This window comes from Pannonibacter sp. XCT-53 (assembly GCF_009915765.1).
Lineage (GTDB): Bacteria > Pseudomonadota > Alphaproteobacteria > Rhizobiales > Stappiaceae > Pannonibacter > Pannonibacter tanglangensis.
This window is the reverse complement of the sequence record NZ_JAABLQ010000001.1, coordinates 1,192,357-1,206,536: the sequence shown is the minus strand read 5'-3', so window position 1 is coordinate 1,206,536 and position 14,180 is coordinate 1,192,357. Positions and strand designations below refer to the sequence as shown.

The window sequence follows — 14,180 nt, the reverse complement described above, 5'->3', positions numbered from 1 at the left end:
TTTGAGGGGCACTGCGCGGGCCGGAGCTGCCGGCCCGCGTTCAGGAACGTGTCACGCCGCCATCACGGCGGCATCACAGCAGGATCAGGAAAGGGCGGCTGCGAAGTCGGCATAGGTGAAGTCGCGGGCAAGGCGCACCGCGCCGTCCAGCTCCTTCACCGCGATCGCCGGCATCTTCACGCCGTTGAACCAGTTCTTCTTGACCATCGTGTAGCCGGCCGCATCCTGCATGGAGAGCCGGTCGCCGGCCTTCAGCGGCGCGGGGAAACGGAACTCGCCAAAGATGTCGCCGGCCAGGCACGACTTGCCGCAGACCATCCATTCATGGTCGCCGGCATTCGGCTCCATCTTGGCATTCAGCCGGTAGATCAGCAGGTCGAGCATGTGCGCCTCGATCGAGCTGTCGACGATGGCGAGGTTCTTGCCGTTGTAGAGCGTGTCGAGAACGGTCACTTCCAGCGTGGTGGACTTGGTGATCGCGGCCTCGCCCGGCTCCAGATAGACCTGCACCTCGTTTTCGCCGGCAAAGCGCTTCAGCCGCTCGGCGAACTTCTCCAGCGGATAGCCCTCGCCGGTGAAATGGATGCCGCCGCCCAGGCTGATCCAGTTCATCTGCCGGATCAGGAAGCCGAAACGCTGCTCGATATGGCCGAGCATGGCGTCGAAGCGGTCGAAATCGTCGTTCTCGCAGTTGTTGTGGAACATGAAGCCGGAGATCCGGTCGACCACGGCCGCGATCTTCTCCGGGTCATGCTCGCCAAGGCGCGAGAACGGACGCGCCGGGTCGGCCAGGTCAAAGCCGGAGGTGGAAACGCCCGGGTTGACGCGCAGGCCACGCACGTGACCGGCCGACTGGGCGTCGAACCGCTCGAGCTGGCCGATGGTGTTGAAGAGGATCTTGTCGGACGAGGCGATGACCTCGTCGATCTCGTCATCGGCGTAGGCGACCGAATAGGCATGCGTCTCGCCCGGGAATTTCTCCCGGCCGAGCTTCACCTCGTAGAGCGAGGACGACGTGGTACCGTCCATGTACTGCGACATGAAGTCGAACACGGACCAGGCGGCGAAGCACTTCAGCGCCAGCAGCGACTTGGCGCCGGAGGTCTCGCGCAGCCACGCGATCTTCTCCATGTTCGGGAGAAGCTTCGACTTGTCGATGAGATAATAGGGAGTGGGGATCATGTTTAGCCCTTCCGCCATCCTGAACAAAACAGGGAGGGAACCCAGTCAGGGGGGCCTGTTACCCCCTTTGCCCCCCGGGCACAATGAAAATCGGGTCCCTTGATTAAAATTTCACGCTTGACGCGCTCCGCACCTGTCAGCGTTCGCAGGGCCACCGACAGCAACGCCTCCCCCCTGCCCGCATGTAATGCCGCGCGTCAGCCGGGCGCGAAACCGTCACGCCCGCTTGCGAAGATTTGCCAGGCGACCGCCAATGCAACGGCAGCCGCGCGAAGCCGGCTCATCAAAACCATGCCGGCGCTGCAACAACTTGAAAGCCGGAAGGCCAATCCTTGAACGATCTGCAAAGCCGGACGTCCGGCCGCGCAACACGGGCGCGTCAGGCCATGATCCCGAGACCGTCAGACACGGCTCGTGCAGGCAGCGGGCTGACAGTGGTCGGGCAGCGGGCTGGCAGCGCGCGGGCCGGCACCGCCTCCTCGTTCAGCCTGGTGTCCGGGACTTGGGGACAGGTCGTGTGATCAGGCCGTGTAGTCAGGCCTTGCGCTCCCAGCCGCCGTTCGGCTTCTGCTGCCAGTAGGTCACCTCGGCGCCCTGGGCCTTCAGGCTCTTCCAGTGGCCCCGCGCCTCGGCGAGCGCCTCCGGGTCCTGCCCGTCAAACAGCAGGACGATGCGGGCATAGCCCTCGATGCTGCCGGGGACGGCCCGGTCGACCAGAAAGCGGATCACCGCGCCGTTGGGGTTGTCCGGCCCGTCCGTGAGATAGACGGGCTGGTGCTCGGGATGATCGTCCGCGGCGGTTCCGTGCGGCAGGAAGCTGTCGTCGGAGAAGGCCCACAGATGCGCGTCCAGCGCCTCGACCCGTTCGCGCGATCCGCATTGCACGACAACGGTCCAGTCCCGCTCGAGGCATTTCATCAGAAGACCCGGCAGGACCGCCTCCAGCGGCTGGCTCGTCAGGTGATAGAACAGCACTTCGGTGGCCAAAGGATCCGGTCTCCCTCGTTCGCTCGGCGCGGGTGATGCAGCCCGGCAACAGGCCGCAACCATTTCGGCGCCACGCGCCAGAATGCGCATGGACAGACGCCGGGACTCCTAGCATTAACCGGACGCAAATTTGCAGGCCTTATTTTGAACCCGGGTTGGCAGCGAGTCGTTAAGGACCTTGGCTGCCGAGGTGTTCAGGGCCGGTTATCGGGGGTTCATGATGGTTGTTCGCGTCGCGCTGTTCTTCACGCTGGTTCTCGGGCTCGCCGGTGCGACTGCGGCCCTTGGCCTCATCGTGACCGAGCCTGCGACTGCCTGCCAGGCCTACAAGGCCTGCTGAGGGTGCGGCTGGGGATAACCCGTGCCCCGCACACTGCAGAAACTGTTGAAAACCCGCTGGACACCCGGCGGGTTTTTTGTTGACGGACTGTGCAGCGCCTCCTGCAGCCGGTGCCCCCGGCAGGCTGGCCCGAACTGGCCCGAACTGGCCTGAACCGGCCTGAACTGGCCGGCGCCAGGTCGCCCGTCGTCCGGGCGGCCTGACATCGCAACCTGACATCGCGGCCTGACATCGCAGCGTGACATCGCAACCTGACATCGCGGACAGCGGGGCCGGACATGCCCCGCGCCCCGCCCCACATCAGGTCCGCTCTCAGTCCTCGTAATGGGCGCGGACCAGCTCGTCGAGCAGCCGCACGCCGAAGCCCGAGGCCCAGCCCTGGCTGAACTCGGTCTTGTCGGAGCCCATGGCCGTGCCGGCCACGTCGAGATGCGCCCACGGCACGTCATTGACGAAGCGCTGCAGGAACTGCGCGGCCGTGATGGAGCCGGCCGTACGGCCGCCGGTGTTCTTCACATCGGCGTTGGGCGTGTCGATCAGCTTGTCATAGGCCTTGGACAGGGGCAGCCGCCAGACGGTTTCCCCGGTGCCCTCGCCCGCCGCCGTCAGTCGCTGGGCCAGCTCGTCGTTGTTGGAGAACAGACCGGCGTTCTGGGAGCCGAGCGCGATGATCACGGCGCCGGTCAGGGTCGCCAGGTCGATCATGAACTTCGGCTTGAAACGGTCCTGCGTGTACCAGAGCGCGTCGGCCAGCACGAGGCGACCTTCGGCGTCGGTGTTGAGGATCTCGATCGTGGTGCCGGACATGGCGCGCACGATGTCACCCGGCCGCTGCGCGTTGCCGTCGGGCATGTTCTCGACCAGGCCAATGACACCGATGGCATTGACCTTGGCCTTGCGCGCGGCGAGTGCATGCATGAGACCGGTGACTGCGGCAGCCCCGCCCATGTCGCCCTTCATGTCTTCCATGCCCGCGGCAGGCTTGATCGAGATGCCGCCGGTGTCGAAGACCACGCCCTTGCCGACGAAGGCGACCGGCGCCTCGTCCTTCTTGCCGCCGTTCCAGCGCATGATGACCAGACGCGGCGGACGCACGGAGCCCTGGGCCACGCCGAGCAGCGCGGCCATCTTGAGCTTCTTCATCTCCTTCTCGGTCAGGATCTCGATCTCGACGCCGAGCTTCTCGAGCTTGGCCGCGCGATCTGCGAACTCGACCGGGCCCAGCACGTTGGCCGGCTCGTTGACGAGATCACGCGCCAGGATGACGCCTTCGCCCAGACCTTCCCGCACGCTCCAGGCCTTCTTGGCGGCCTTGGGGTCGACGCCGGCGATGTTGAGAGTGATCTCGGCCGGGGCGGCGTCCTCGTCCTTCTTGGTCTTGTAGGTGTCGAACGTGTGGCTGCGCAGCACGGCGCCGAGGGCGAAATCGGCCGCCGCCTCGCCGGTGACTTCGGCCTTCGCGGTCTCCAGATAGACGAGTGCCTGGGTGGCCTTGGCGGCTGCGACGGCCGCCTGCACGGCGCCGCCGAGCTTCATCCAGTCGAGGCCCTTCATGTCCTCCGGCTTGCCGAGGCCGATGACGATCAGCCGGTCAAGGTCCAGCCCGGCCGGGGCGATCAGGTCGAGGCGCGTCCCGCGCTTGCCGGTGAAGTTGCCCGCCTTGGCCGCACGGGCGAGCCCCCCGCTCAGGCTGTCCAGAAGGGCGGCGCCAAGCGCGCCGCTGGCCAGCTCCTCATCGGCAAAAACGACGGCAACGCCCGGCTGGGCCACGGCCTTGCCGAACTGGATCTTTGTGAGCTTGCTCATGATTGCTGCGGTATCCCATGTGCAGGTGTTGTTGTGGGGGCAAGATGGACCGCCCTCCTCCGACCCGCAAGCCTTGCGAAAATTATTGTCAAATTCGCTCGCTTGTTTGCGTGCTGTTCACCACCTTCCGTGCTAATCGGAGCTTCGGGCGGGATCCGGGGCACGGAACGAACGCAACTAGGCGCCGGACGGCTGGCGCTGCGGCTGGTCGCATGAAGACGCTTGAACGATACATCATCCGGCGCTCCCTCCTCGTCTTTGTCATGACGCTCGCGGCCATGACGGGCGTGGTCTGGGCGACCCAGGCGCTGCGCCAGCTCGATCTCGTCACCTCGAAGGGCCAGACGATCGTCCAGTTCATCTCGATCACGATGCTGGCGATGCCGTTCCTTGTCGTCATCGTCGCGCCTTTCGCGCTGATGATCGCGCTGATTCTTGTCCTCAATGCCCTGTCCAGCGACAGCGAGCTGATCGTGATCAACGCCACCGGCGGCTCACGCTGGCTCGTGCTGCAGCCGGTGCTGATGTTCGCCCTCGCCGTCACGGCCGCCACCGCCTTCTTTTCCCTCTATGTCGCCCCGCTCGGCCTGGCCCAGCTGCGCGACGAGATTGCCCGGGTGCGCGTCGACCTGGTCGCCAACATCGTTCGCCCGGGCCGCTTCATCACGGTTGAGGACGGGCTGACCTTCCACATCCGCAACCGCAGCGGCGACGGCAAGCTCGACGGGCTGCTGCTGCACGACACCCGCGATCCCGAGACGATCTTCACCTACCAGGCCAACCAGGGAAACATCGTCGAGGCGGCCGGCCGGACGCTGCTGATCATGCAGAACGGGACGATCCAGCGCCGCCCCAAGCGCCAGGGCGACATTTCCATCGTCCGGTTCCAGTCCTACGCCTTCGATCTCTCGAGCCTGATCCCCGAGGCCAGCGAGCCCGTCTACAAGGCCTCCGAACGCTCCACCTATGCGCTGATGTTCGAGCGCGACATCGACGACTACGCCCGCGGCAACCGCGAACGGCTGATCGGCGAGTTGCACAGCCGCTTCAGCCAGCCACTCTATCCGCTCGCCTTCGCGCTGGTGGTCTTCGCCTTCCTCGGACAGGCCCGCACCACCCGCCAGAGCCGGGGCATGGCAATCCTCGGCGCGCTGACCGCCTGCATCCTGCTGCGCACCGCGGGCTTCGGCGTGACCTCGCTGACCGCAGGAGACGACGCGATGATGGTGGGCCATTATCTCGTGCCGCTCGCCGGCATGGCGGCCGCGATCTGGGCCATCCTGCATTCGGAACAGGCCGCACCGGCCTGGATGGGCCGGTTGACGGAGCGCATCGGCGAGGCGGCGGACGCGCTGCAGCAACGCCTGCAGGGCCGCATGGGCGGGGGAACGTCCTGACATGCTCGGCCGCACGCTCACGCTCTATTTTTCCGCCCGCTTCCTCAAGGCCATCCTCGGCCTGTTCCTGCTGGCTGCCGTCCTCATCTATCTCTTCGACGTGCTGGAGCTCCTGCGCCGCGCCGGCGAGCGGGGCGATGTCTCGGTGCTCAGGGTCAGCCTGATCTCGCTCCTGCGGGTGCCGCTGCTCCTCGAGCAGGTCATCCCCTTTGCGGTGCTGTTCGGCGCGATCCTCGCCTTCGTGACGCTCAGCCGCGCGCTGGAGCTGGTGGTGACCCGCGCGGCCGGCATTTCGGTCTGGCAGTTCGGGGCCCCCGCGGCCCTGGTCGCGCTGGTGCTCGGGATCCTGTCGGTCATGGTCTACAATCCGGCCGCCGTCTGGATGCAGCAGCGCTCCGACGACCTGGCAGCCGGCATCTTCGGCTCGGAGGAAACCTTCCTGCTCCAGACCACCAATTCGGTCTGGCTGCGGCAGGACGGCGTTGACGGCGAATCGGTGCTGCATGCCGAGCAGCTCATCGGCCAGGGCACGGTCCTGCTCGGCGTCACGATCTTCACCTTCGACCATGACGGCACGTTCCAGGAGCGGATCGAGGCACGCGAGGCGCGGCTGTTCGAGGAATACTGGAACCTCACGGATGCCATCGTCTACACGACGGAAGCCGATCCGCAGCGCTACGGCGCCTACAAGGTCTCCACCTTCCTCACGCCCACGGAAGTGCGCGAAAGCATCGGCGCGCCCGAATCGATCTCGTTCTGGGACTTGCCCCGCTTCATCGAGCTGGCCCGCCGGGCCGGATTGCCCGCGTACCGATATACGCTTCAATATCAGACGCTTCTGGCCCGTCCCCTGCTTTTGCTGGCGATGGTTCTGATCGCCGCTGCGGTTTCGCTCAAGGTTTCTCGCTTTGGCGGGCTCGGCCGGATGATTCTGGGTGGAATCCTGTCTGGCTTCGTGCTTTACGTTCTGTCGGAGCTCGCGCGTGATTTGGGTGGAGCGGGTATCGTTCCGCCGCTGATTGCCGCCTGGGCTCCGGGAGTGTTTGGAGTTCTCATGGGATTGACGATCCTGCTCAATCAGGAAGACGGCTGATGACGCGGTCCTCGCTTCTCGCCCCCTCCTTCCTGACGCGTGGCGCTGTGCGCCCGGCTCGCGGCATCCGTATCCGCGGCCTGGGGTTCGTCATTGCCTGCAGCCTGATCGTGGCGCCGGGGGCCCTCACCCCCGCAGTTGCCCAGGATTCGCTTGCGAACGCGCTGCAGGCCCGCATCAAGCCCGATGCCCAGATGCTTCTGGAAGCGACCGAGCTCACCTATGACTTCGACCGGGACGTGATCTCGGCCGTCGGCAAGGTCGAGATCTTCTACGATGGCTTCACGCTGGAGGCCGAGCGCGTCGACTTCGACCGCAAGGCCGGCAAGATGGTCGCGCGCGGCTACGTGCGCTTCATCGAGCCGGACGGCAATGTCGTCACCACCAACGAGCTGGAACTCTCGGACGACTTCGCCCAGGGCTTTGCCAACTCGCTGCAGCTCGACACGCCCGAGCGCACCCGCTTCATTGCCGACCGCGCCACGCGCGAAGGCGGCAATGTCACCACCTTCGAGAACGGCCTCTACACCGTCTACACCAGCCCCGACCGTCCGGCGAACAAGCCGCCGCTGTGGCGGCTGCGCGCCCAGCGGATCATCCACAACCAGCAGGAGCAGGTTGTCGAGTTCCAGGACGCCTCGCTGGAGTTCTTCGGCCAGCCGATCGCCTACATGCCCTACCTGTCGATGCCGGACCCGACGGTCAAGCGCAAGACGGGGTTCCTGATGCCGTCCGGCGTCTTTTCGGAGCGGCTCGGCTTCGGCGTCGCGCTGCCCTACTACTGGGCGCTCGATCCCACCTACGATCTCGGCGTCACCCTGACCCCGCTGTCGAAGCAGGGCGTGCTGAGCGAGGCCGTCTGGCGCCAGCGGCTCGTCTCGGGCTCCTACCGGGTCGCGGCGGCCGGCCTGTTCCAGGCCCAGCCGTCCGAGTTCCGCGGCACGTCGGGCGACCGGCGCTGGCGGGGGGCGATCCACACCGACGGCGAGTTCCGCATCTCGCGCGACTGGAAATGGGGCTGGGACCTCACGCACAAGACCGACCGCGCCTTCCTGCGCGACTACGACAGCGTGAGCTTTGCCAAGAGCGACGAGGTCTCGCAGATCTATCTGGCCGGCGAGACCGAGCGCAACGCCCTGTCGGTCAAGGCCTATGCCTTCCAGATCTCGCAGGAGGACTACGATTCCTCGCGCGACGGTCATGATCCTGTCGGCCGTTTCTCGCCGGTGGGCCGCAGCCTGCAGGACAAGCAGCCCTACGTGCTGCCGGTCGTCGACTACGATTACGTGTTCGAGAACCCGATTGCCGGCGGCGAGCTGTCGCTGTCGAGCAACTTCACCAGTCTGCACCGCAACAAGACCGACGCCTTTGCCTTCAACGGCGTGGACCGGTTCCGCGGCATCGACGGCACCTTCTCGCGCCTGACCGTCCAGACCGACTGGCGCCGCACCCTGATCGACCCGATCGGCCAGGTCTTCACGCCCTTTGCCTATGTGCGCGGCGACCTGTTCTTCCTGGCCTCGCAGGACAAGAACATCAGCTCGCTCACGGGCGATGCCTTCGCCGGCCGCTTCATGCCGGCAGCGGGCATGGAGTACCGCTATCCCTTCGTCGTCACCTTCGACGGCGGCAACCAGATCATCGAGCCGGTGGCGCAGATCATCGTGCGCCCGGACGAGCAGCGCATCGGCCAGCTGCCGAACGACGACGCCCAGAGCCTCGTCTTCGATGCCACCACGCTGTTCGACTACGACAAGTTCTCCGGCTTCGACCGGGCCGAAGGCGGCACGCGTGCCAACATCGGCCTGAACTACAAGCTGCAGTTCGACGGCGGCCAGTATCTGAGCACCATGTTCGGCCGCTCGTTCCATCTGGCCGGCAAGAACTCCTACACCTACACGGACCTGCTCGGCGCGACGCGCAACTCCGGTCTGGAAACGCGCAACTCCGACTATGTCGGCAGCGCCTATTTCGACACGCGCTACGGCGTGCGGTTCGGTGCCCAGGCCCGCTTCGACGACGACAATTTCGCGATCCGTCGGGTGCAGGCCCAGGCGACGGCAACCTATGGCCCGGTGGTCAGCACGCTCGCCTATGCCTTCCTTGGCGCCCAGCCCGATCTCGGCATCGACAAGCCGCGCGAGGAAGTGCTCGGGGCCGCAAGCCTGCGCCTCAGCGACAACTGGCGCGTCTTCGGCTCGCTGCGCTACGACATGGAAAACCGCAACGTGGTGCAGGACGGGCTCGGCATCGGCTACGACGACGAGGGCTTCTCGCTGTCGGTCGCCTACCAGGAAGACCGCAGCCGCAACAACAAGGAGCCGGTTGACCGCACCGTCTTCTTCCGCTTCGGGCTGCGGACGATCGGCGACACCCAGGTCTCGACCGGCGGCCTCTGAGGCCGCCGCCGGCCCCCGGGATGCCTGCCGACGGCGAAAAGCGGTGCAGTTCCCAATTTTGGCCATGGTTTCACGCCATGGGCTTGAGAACGGTGGTGGGTCACACAGGACCGACAGGCAGCGGAAAAACGGTGGGGATGCCGTTCCGCGACGGCAACAGGGAGGCGCCGGGCAGGATGGCCCGGGCAGTCACAACATGAAGAAGTCACTTCTCCTCGCTTGCATGGCCATGATCCTGGCCACGGTCTCCGCCCCGCGCGTCGAGGCCCAGTCCTCCATCAAGGTCATCGTCGCCGACCAGGCCATCACCTCCTACGACATCCAGCAGCGCGCCCGCCTCATTTCCCTGACCCAGCGCAAGAGCAGCGGGGCAGCCACGCGCGAGGCGCAGGAGGAGCTGATCGACGACGTCCTGAAGCTGCGCGAGGCCCGCCGCATGGGCGTCAGCGTTTCCAAGTCCGAAGTCGACGCCGCCTTTGCCAGCATCGCGCAGCGCGTCAATCTCACGCCGCAGAATCTCGCAAATGCCTTGCGTCAGGCTGGTGTGAACCCCGAGACCCTGCGCAACCGTCTCAAGGCCGAGATCGCCTTCAGCCAGCTGGTGCGCCAGCGCTTCCGCGCCGAGGTCCAGATCAGCGAGACCGACATCGTCAACGCGCTGCGCAAGGCGCGCGCGGACGAGAACAACAAGGACAAGCCGGCCGACGTCAGCGTCGAATACGAGCTGCAGCAGGTCATCTTCGTCGTCCCGGCAAAGGCCAAGCCCAACTTCAAGGTGCAGCGAAAGCGCGAGGCGGAGACCCTGCGCAAGACCTTCACCTCCTGCGAGCAGGGCGTGCCCCAGGCGCGCAGCCTGTCCGAGGTCGTGGTCAAGTCGATCGGCTTCCGCCTCGAGACCGAGCTGCCGGCGGACATGAAGGACGTCATCGCCAAGACCGAGGTCGGCCGTCTGACGCCCCCGCTTGACGCCGAACGCGGCATCCAGATGATCGCTGTCTGCAAGAAGCGGGAGATCAAGTCCGACATTTCCGCCCGCACGCAGATCGAGGACGACCTGCGCCAGAAGGAGGGCGAGCAGCTCACCCGCCGCTATGTCCAGGAGCTGCGCCGCGCGGCCGTGATCGTCTACAAGTAAGCCGGATCGGTCCTGATGACAGCTCCCCGCCCCGCCCTCGCCGTCACCTGCGGCGAGCCTGCCGGCATCGGCCCGGACGTCACCCTGATGGCCTGGGCGCGGCGCGAGGAGCTTGAGCTTCCGCCCTTCTACCTGCGCGGGGATCTCGCGTTTCTGGCCGCCCGCGCTGCCCGTCTCGGGCTCGACGTGCCCTGCCGCGCCTGTGCGCCGGAGGAGGCGGGCGCCGTCTTTGCCGACGCGCTGCCGGTCGTGCCCACCGGACCGGCCGTTGCCGACCATCCTGGCGACCCGGATCCGGCCACCGGCGCCGCGGTCATCGCCTCGATCGACGCCTGCGTCGAGGATGTGCGCGAGGGCCGCGCCGCCGCGGTCGTCACCAACCCGATCGCCAAGAAAGTGCTCTACGACGCCGGCTTCCGGCACCCCGGACACACCGAATATCTCGGAGAGCTGGCACAGCGCTTTGCGCCCGGCCCCTTCCTTCCGGTGATGCTGCTGGCCGGTCCGAAGCTGATGGTGGTGCCGGTCACCATCCACGTGCCGCTCGCCCGGGTCCCCGAGCTGCTGACGGCCGGGCTTCTGGCCGACACCGCCCGCATCGTGCATCATGATCTTGTCACCCGCTTCGGTCTGGAGCGGCCGCGCATCGCCGTCTGCGGTCTCAATCCCCACGCCGGCGAAGGCGGCAGCATGGGCACCGAGGACCGGGACCTGATCGCGCCCGTGCTGCAGATGCTGACCGCCGAGGGCCTCAACGTCTCCGGCCCGTGGCCGGCCGACACGCTGTTCCACGACGCAGCCCGCGCCACCTACGACGTGGTGCTCGGCATGTATCACGACCAGGTGCTGATCCCGGTGAAGACCATCGGTTTCGATGACACGGTCAATGTCACGCTGGGCCTGCCCTTCGTGCGCACCTCGCCTGATCACGGCACGGCCTTCGGTATTGCCGGCACCGGCGCGGCGCGCTGCGACAGCTTCGCCGCCGCCGTGCGGATGGCGGCAGCGCTCACCCGGGAAGGTCCGGTGGCATGAGCCAGATCGACGACATGCCGCCGCTGCGCGACGTCATCCGCACCCATGGGCTGGATGCCAAGAAATCGCTCGGGCAGAACTTCCTGCTCGACCTCAACCTGACCTCGCGCATTGCCCGGGCTGCCGGTGACCTTGCCAACGCCACGGTCGTCGAAGTCGGTCCCGGTCCGGGCGGCCTGACACGGGCGTTGCTCGCCAATGGCGCGCGCAAGGTCATTGCCATCGAGAAGGACAGCCGCTGCCTGCCGGCGCTGGCCGAGATCAGCGCCCGCTATCCGGGCCGGCTGGACGTGATCGAGGGCGACGCGCTGAAGGTGGATGTCGCCGCACTCGGCGAAGGCCATCCCGTCAGGATCGTCGCCAACCTGCCCTACAACGTCGGCACCCAGCTGCTGCTCAACTGGATCACCACGCCCGTCTGGCCGCCGTTCTGGGCGTCCCTGACGCTGATGTTCCAGAAGGAAGTCGGCCAGCGCATCACCGCCACCGTGGATGACGACCATTACGGCCGCCTCGGCGTCCTCGCCGGCTGGCGCACCCGTGCCCGCATCCTGTTCGACATCGGGCCCCAGGCCTTCACACCGCCGCCGAAAGTCACCTCGGCCGTGGTGCATCTCGAGCCCAATCCGGAGCCCCTGCCCTGCGCGCTGGCCGATCTCGAACGCGTCACGGCAGCTGCCTTCGGCCAGCGCCGCAAGATGCTCCGCGCCTCGCTCAAGGGCCTGAAGCCGGACGCTGAACAGCGCATCGCCAACTGCGGCATCGCCCCGACCGCGCGCGCCGAGGAAATCGACATTCCCGGCTTCGTCAGGCTGGCCGCGCGTTTCGCGGAGAGCTGAGGGCGTCACAAAAGCGACGTCCCCAAAGACGATGCAACTTTTACTTGCCGATCGCCCTCGTGAAATTTATCAGTGGAGCCTCCAAGGCTTCAATCTGAAGGGTAATCGCAGTGGCGACGTTCACAATCAGGCATGGCGAGAACGTCGGGACGGGTGAGGCTGATTTCTTCCATCTGGATTCCAAGGTTGGCTCATTCAGCCTGGATGGTGGAGCTGGCTATGATACCGTCCGGATAAACCTTGCGTTTTTGGATGAGTATTCAATCGATAACGTCGAACGATTAGAGTTCTACGGCACGTGGGAACGGCCGAAAGACATGTATTTCGGCTTTGGCGGAGAGCCTCGATTTGTCGACTTTTCTCAAACCAATATCAGAACATCGATTTCTGTTTACAGTTCAAACTCTACGGTGATCGGCAACGGCGCGATCAGCTTGACGGCCGTGGAAAAGTCGGAGATCACGACGTTCGATATGGAGAGCGGCGCTTATCGCGGCACTTTTGACGGCAAGACAATTGAAAACACTTACACGAACTTCTTGAATGTGTCGGCCAGGTCCGGAGACGATACCGTCTACGGAAATCAATTCAACAATTTGGCCATCCTGGGACCTGGAAAGAACTACTTTGATGGCAGGGGCGGACTGGACACATTTCGTATTCAGGGTTGCCCATCCTCGTACAAGATCGAGAAGACCTCCAATGGTCATCTGATAAGTCTTGACCGAGCTGTGACCCCACAGTCAACCGAACTGGTCAACGTCGAGCGTGTCGAGTTTACATGTTACGGCGTCAGAATACTTGCGTTCGATCTCGATGGTGCCGCCGGGCAGACCTATCGCCTGTACCAGGCTGCCTTTGCCCGCACACCCGATACCGATGGCCTGAGACACAACGTGAAACTTGTGGACGCCGGCATGTCGCTGCATCAGATATCCTCCGCCTTCATCGGATCGGCCGAGTTCATCCAGCGCTACGGTCGCACCCCCTCTGACAGAACTTACATAAACGCCCTGTACAACAATGTCCTTGGCCGCGACGCCGACGCTGAGGGGCTTGCCGGCTGGATCGGGCGACTGTCATCCGGCACATGGGACCGAGCCAGTGTCCTTCTCGGTTTCTCCGAGAGCGCCGAGAACAAGGCCCTGGTCGGCCATGCGATTGAAAAAGGCATCTGGCTGCTTTGACCCTGGCAGCAAAAAGCCCGCCGCCGGGATCCGGGGCGGGCCAATCTTTCCGTCTCGCAGGGCACACCGCTCAGCCTTCGCCGGACAGTTCCCCCTCAAGGTCGCCGACCATGCCCTCGATGAACGGGCCGATGGCGGCGGAGCGGGCGCGCTTGTGCCGCTCGGCCTTCAGGATGGCCCGGACCGCTTCATAGGCGCGGCTCAGGTCCTCGTTGACGACGACATAATCATACTCGGTCCAGTGCCGCATTTCCCCGACAGCCGTCTTGAGCCGGCGCAGGATCACCTCCTGCGTGTCCTCGGCCCGGCGATGCAGGCGCGACTTCATCTCGGCGATGGACGGCGGCAGGATGAACACAGACACCACGTCTTCGCGCATCCGGTCATAGAGCTGGAACGTGCCCTGGATGTCGATGTCGAACAGCACGTCGCGCCCTTCGCCAAGGGCCTTCTCGACCGGATCGCGCGGCGTGGCGTAGTAGTTGCCGTGCACTTCGGCCCATTCCAGCAGCTCACCGCGGTCGCGCATCTGCTCGAAGCGCTCGCGCGTGATGAAATGGTAGTGCACCCCGTCGATCTCGCTGGTCCGGCGTGGCCGGGTCGTCACCGAGATCGACAGTTCGAGATTGTCTTCCCGCTCCAGCAGAAGCCGGGCAATGGTCGACTTGCCGGCGCCGGAGGGCGAGGACAGCACAAGCATGAGGCCGCGACGATGGGATTCCGCCTCGTCGGCCGTGACGACGGTGCCGCCGTGCGGCTTGCCTTGGTCAGCCATGGGGA

General features: G+C 65.5%; 12 protein-coding genes. 8 read left to right on the top strand and 4 right to left on the bottom strand.

Annotated elements, in window-relative coordinates:
- Window positions 1-84 precede the first annotated feature (84 nt).
- Window positions 85-1,182, bottom strand: coding sequence for a carboxynorspermidine decarboxylase (locus GWI72_RS05580; RefSeq protein ID WP_179956025.1), 1,098 nt, complete (start codon window positions 1,180-1,182; stop codon window positions 85-87).
- 534 nt (window positions 1,183-1,716) lie between these two features.
- Entirely contained in the window at window positions 1,717-2,169 is a 453-nt protein-coding gene (locus GWI72_RS05575; protein ID WP_161676036.1) for a DNA polymerase III subunit chi, read from the bottom strand.
- Window positions 2,170-2,386: 217 nt separating this feature from the next.
- Between GWI72_RS05575 and GWI72_RS20295 the strand changes: the two genes are divergently transcribed.
- Complete coding sequence (locus GWI72_RS20295) at window positions 2,387-2,509, top strand: hypothetical protein (protein ID WP_280116330.1); 123 nt, start codon at window positions 2,387-2,389, stop codon at window positions 2,507-2,509.
- Between the two features lie 312 nt (window positions 2,510-2,821).
- Here the strand turns inward: GWI72_RS20295 and GWI72_RS05570 are convergent, their stop codons facing one another.
- A complete protein-coding gene (locus tag GWI72_RS05570) occupies window positions 2,822-4,315 on the bottom strand; it encodes a leucyl aminopeptidase (RefSeq protein WP_161676035.1) in 1,494 nt (497 codons plus the stop codon).
- Between the two features lie 212 nt (window positions 4,316-4,527).
- Here GWI72_RS05570 and lptF point away from each other — a divergent pair, with 212 nt between their 5' ends.
- The 7 genes from lptF (at window position 4,528) to GWI72_RS20375 (ending at window position 13,400) form a co-directional block, all read left to right on the top strand.
- Complete coding sequence (lptF, locus tag GWI72_RS05565; RefSeq protein ID WP_161676034.1) at window positions 4,528-5,712, top strand: LPS export ABC transporter permease LptF; 1,185 nt, start codon at window positions 4,528-4,530, stop codon at window positions 5,710-5,712.
- A 1-nt stretch (window position 5,713) separates the two neighbouring features.
- On the top strand, window positions 5,714-6,805 hold the full coding sequence (gene lptG, locus GWI72_RS05560) for an LPS export ABC transporter permease LptG (RefSeq protein ID WP_161676033.1): 1,092 nt from the start codon (window positions 5,714-5,716) through the stop codon (window positions 6,803-6,805).
- On the top strand, window positions 6,805-9,204 hold the full coding sequence (locus GWI72_RS05555; protein ID WP_161676032.1) for an LPS-assembly protein LptD: 2,400 nt from the start codon (window positions 6,805-6,807) through the stop codon (window positions 9,202-9,204). Before lptG ends, GWI72_RS05555 begins: the two co-directional genes overlap by 1 nt.
- 196 nt (window positions 9,205-9,400) lie before the next feature.
- Window positions 9,401-10,339 carry a SurA N-terminal domain-containing protein gene (locus GWI72_RS05550; protein WP_161676031.1) on the top strand — a complete coding sequence of 313 codons (939 nt, stop codon included), beginning with the start codon at window positions 9,401-9,403 and terminating at the stop codon, window positions 10,337-10,339.
- A gap of 15 nt (window positions 10,340-10,354) precedes the next feature.
- Window positions 10,355-11,374, top strand: a complete 1,020-nt coding sequence (pdxA, locus tag GWI72_RS05545; protein ID WP_161708078.1) for a 4-hydroxythreonine-4-phosphate dehydrogenase PdxA — start codon at window positions 10,355-10,357, stop codon at window positions 11,372-11,374.
- Window positions 11,371-12,213, top strand: coding sequence for a 16S rRNA (adenine(1518)-N(6)/adenine(1519)-N(6))-dimethyltransferase RsmA (rsmA, locus tag GWI72_RS05540; protein ID WP_161708077.1), 843 nt, complete (start codon window positions 11,371-11,373; stop codon window positions 12,211-12,213). The genes pdxA and rsmA overlap by 4 nt, the downstream gene beginning before the upstream one ends.
- Before the next feature lie 110 nt (window positions 12,214-12,323).
- Window positions 12,324-13,400: a DUF4214 domain-containing protein gene (locus tag GWI72_RS20375; RefSeq protein ID WP_161708076.1), complete on the top strand. Its 1,077-nt coding sequence runs from the start codon at window positions 12,324-12,326 to the stop codon at window positions 13,398-13,400.
- A 70-nt stretch (window positions 13,401-13,470) separates the two neighbouring features.
- Here the strand turns inward: GWI72_RS20375 and gmk are convergent, their stop codons facing one another.
- Window positions 13,471-14,175, bottom strand: coding sequence for a guanylate kinase (gene gmk / locus GWI72_RS05530; RefSeq protein ID WP_161676027.1), 705 nt, complete (start codon window positions 14,173-14,175; stop codon window positions 13,471-13,473).
- Window positions 14,176-14,180 lie beyond the last annotated feature (5 nt).

What these genes read in the sequence shown, in the direction of transcription:
- GWI72_RS05555 (WP_161676032.1), top strand. Translation starts at nt 6,805, where the DNA reads ATGACGCGGTCCTCGCTTCTCGCCCCCTCCTTCCTGACGCGTGGCGCT.
- GWI72_RS05550 (WP_161676031.1), top strand. Translation starts at nt 9,401, where the DNA reads ATGAAGAAGTCACTTCTCCTCGCTTGCATGGCCATGATCCTGGCCACG.
- GWI72_RS05570 (WP_161676035.1), bottom strand. Translation starts at nt 4,315, where the DNA reads ATGAGCAAGCTCACAAAGATCCAGTTCGGCAAGGCCGTGGCCCAGCCG.
- GWI72_RS05580 (WP_179956025.1), bottom strand. Translation starts at nt 1,182, where the DNA reads ATGATCCCCACTCCCTATTATCTCATCGACAAGTCGAAGCTTCTCCCG.
- rsmA (WP_161708077.1), top strand. Translation starts at nt 11,371, where the DNA reads ATGAGCCAGATCGACGACATGCCGCCGCTGCGCGACGTCATCCGCACC.
- GWI72_RS20295 (WP_280116330.1), top strand. Translation starts at nt 2,387, where the DNA reads ATGATGGTTGTTCGCGTCGCGCTGTTCTTCACGCTGGTTCTCGGGCTC.
- gmk (WP_161676027.1), bottom strand. Translation starts at nt 14,175, where the DNA reads ATGGCTGACCAAGGCAAGCCGCACGGCGGCACCGTCGTCACGGCCGAC.
- lptG (WP_161676033.1), top strand. Translation starts at nt 5,714, where the DNA reads ATGCTCGGCCGCACGCTCACGCTCTATTTTTCCGCCCGCTTCCTCAAG.
- lptF (WP_161676034.1), top strand. Translation starts at nt 4,528, where the DNA reads ATGAAGACGCTTGAACGATACATCATCCGGCGCTCCCTCCTCGTCTTT.
- pdxA (WP_161708078.1), top strand. Translation starts at nt 10,355, where the DNA reads ATGACAGCTCCCCGCCCCGCCCTCGCCGTCACCTGCGGCGAGCCTGCC.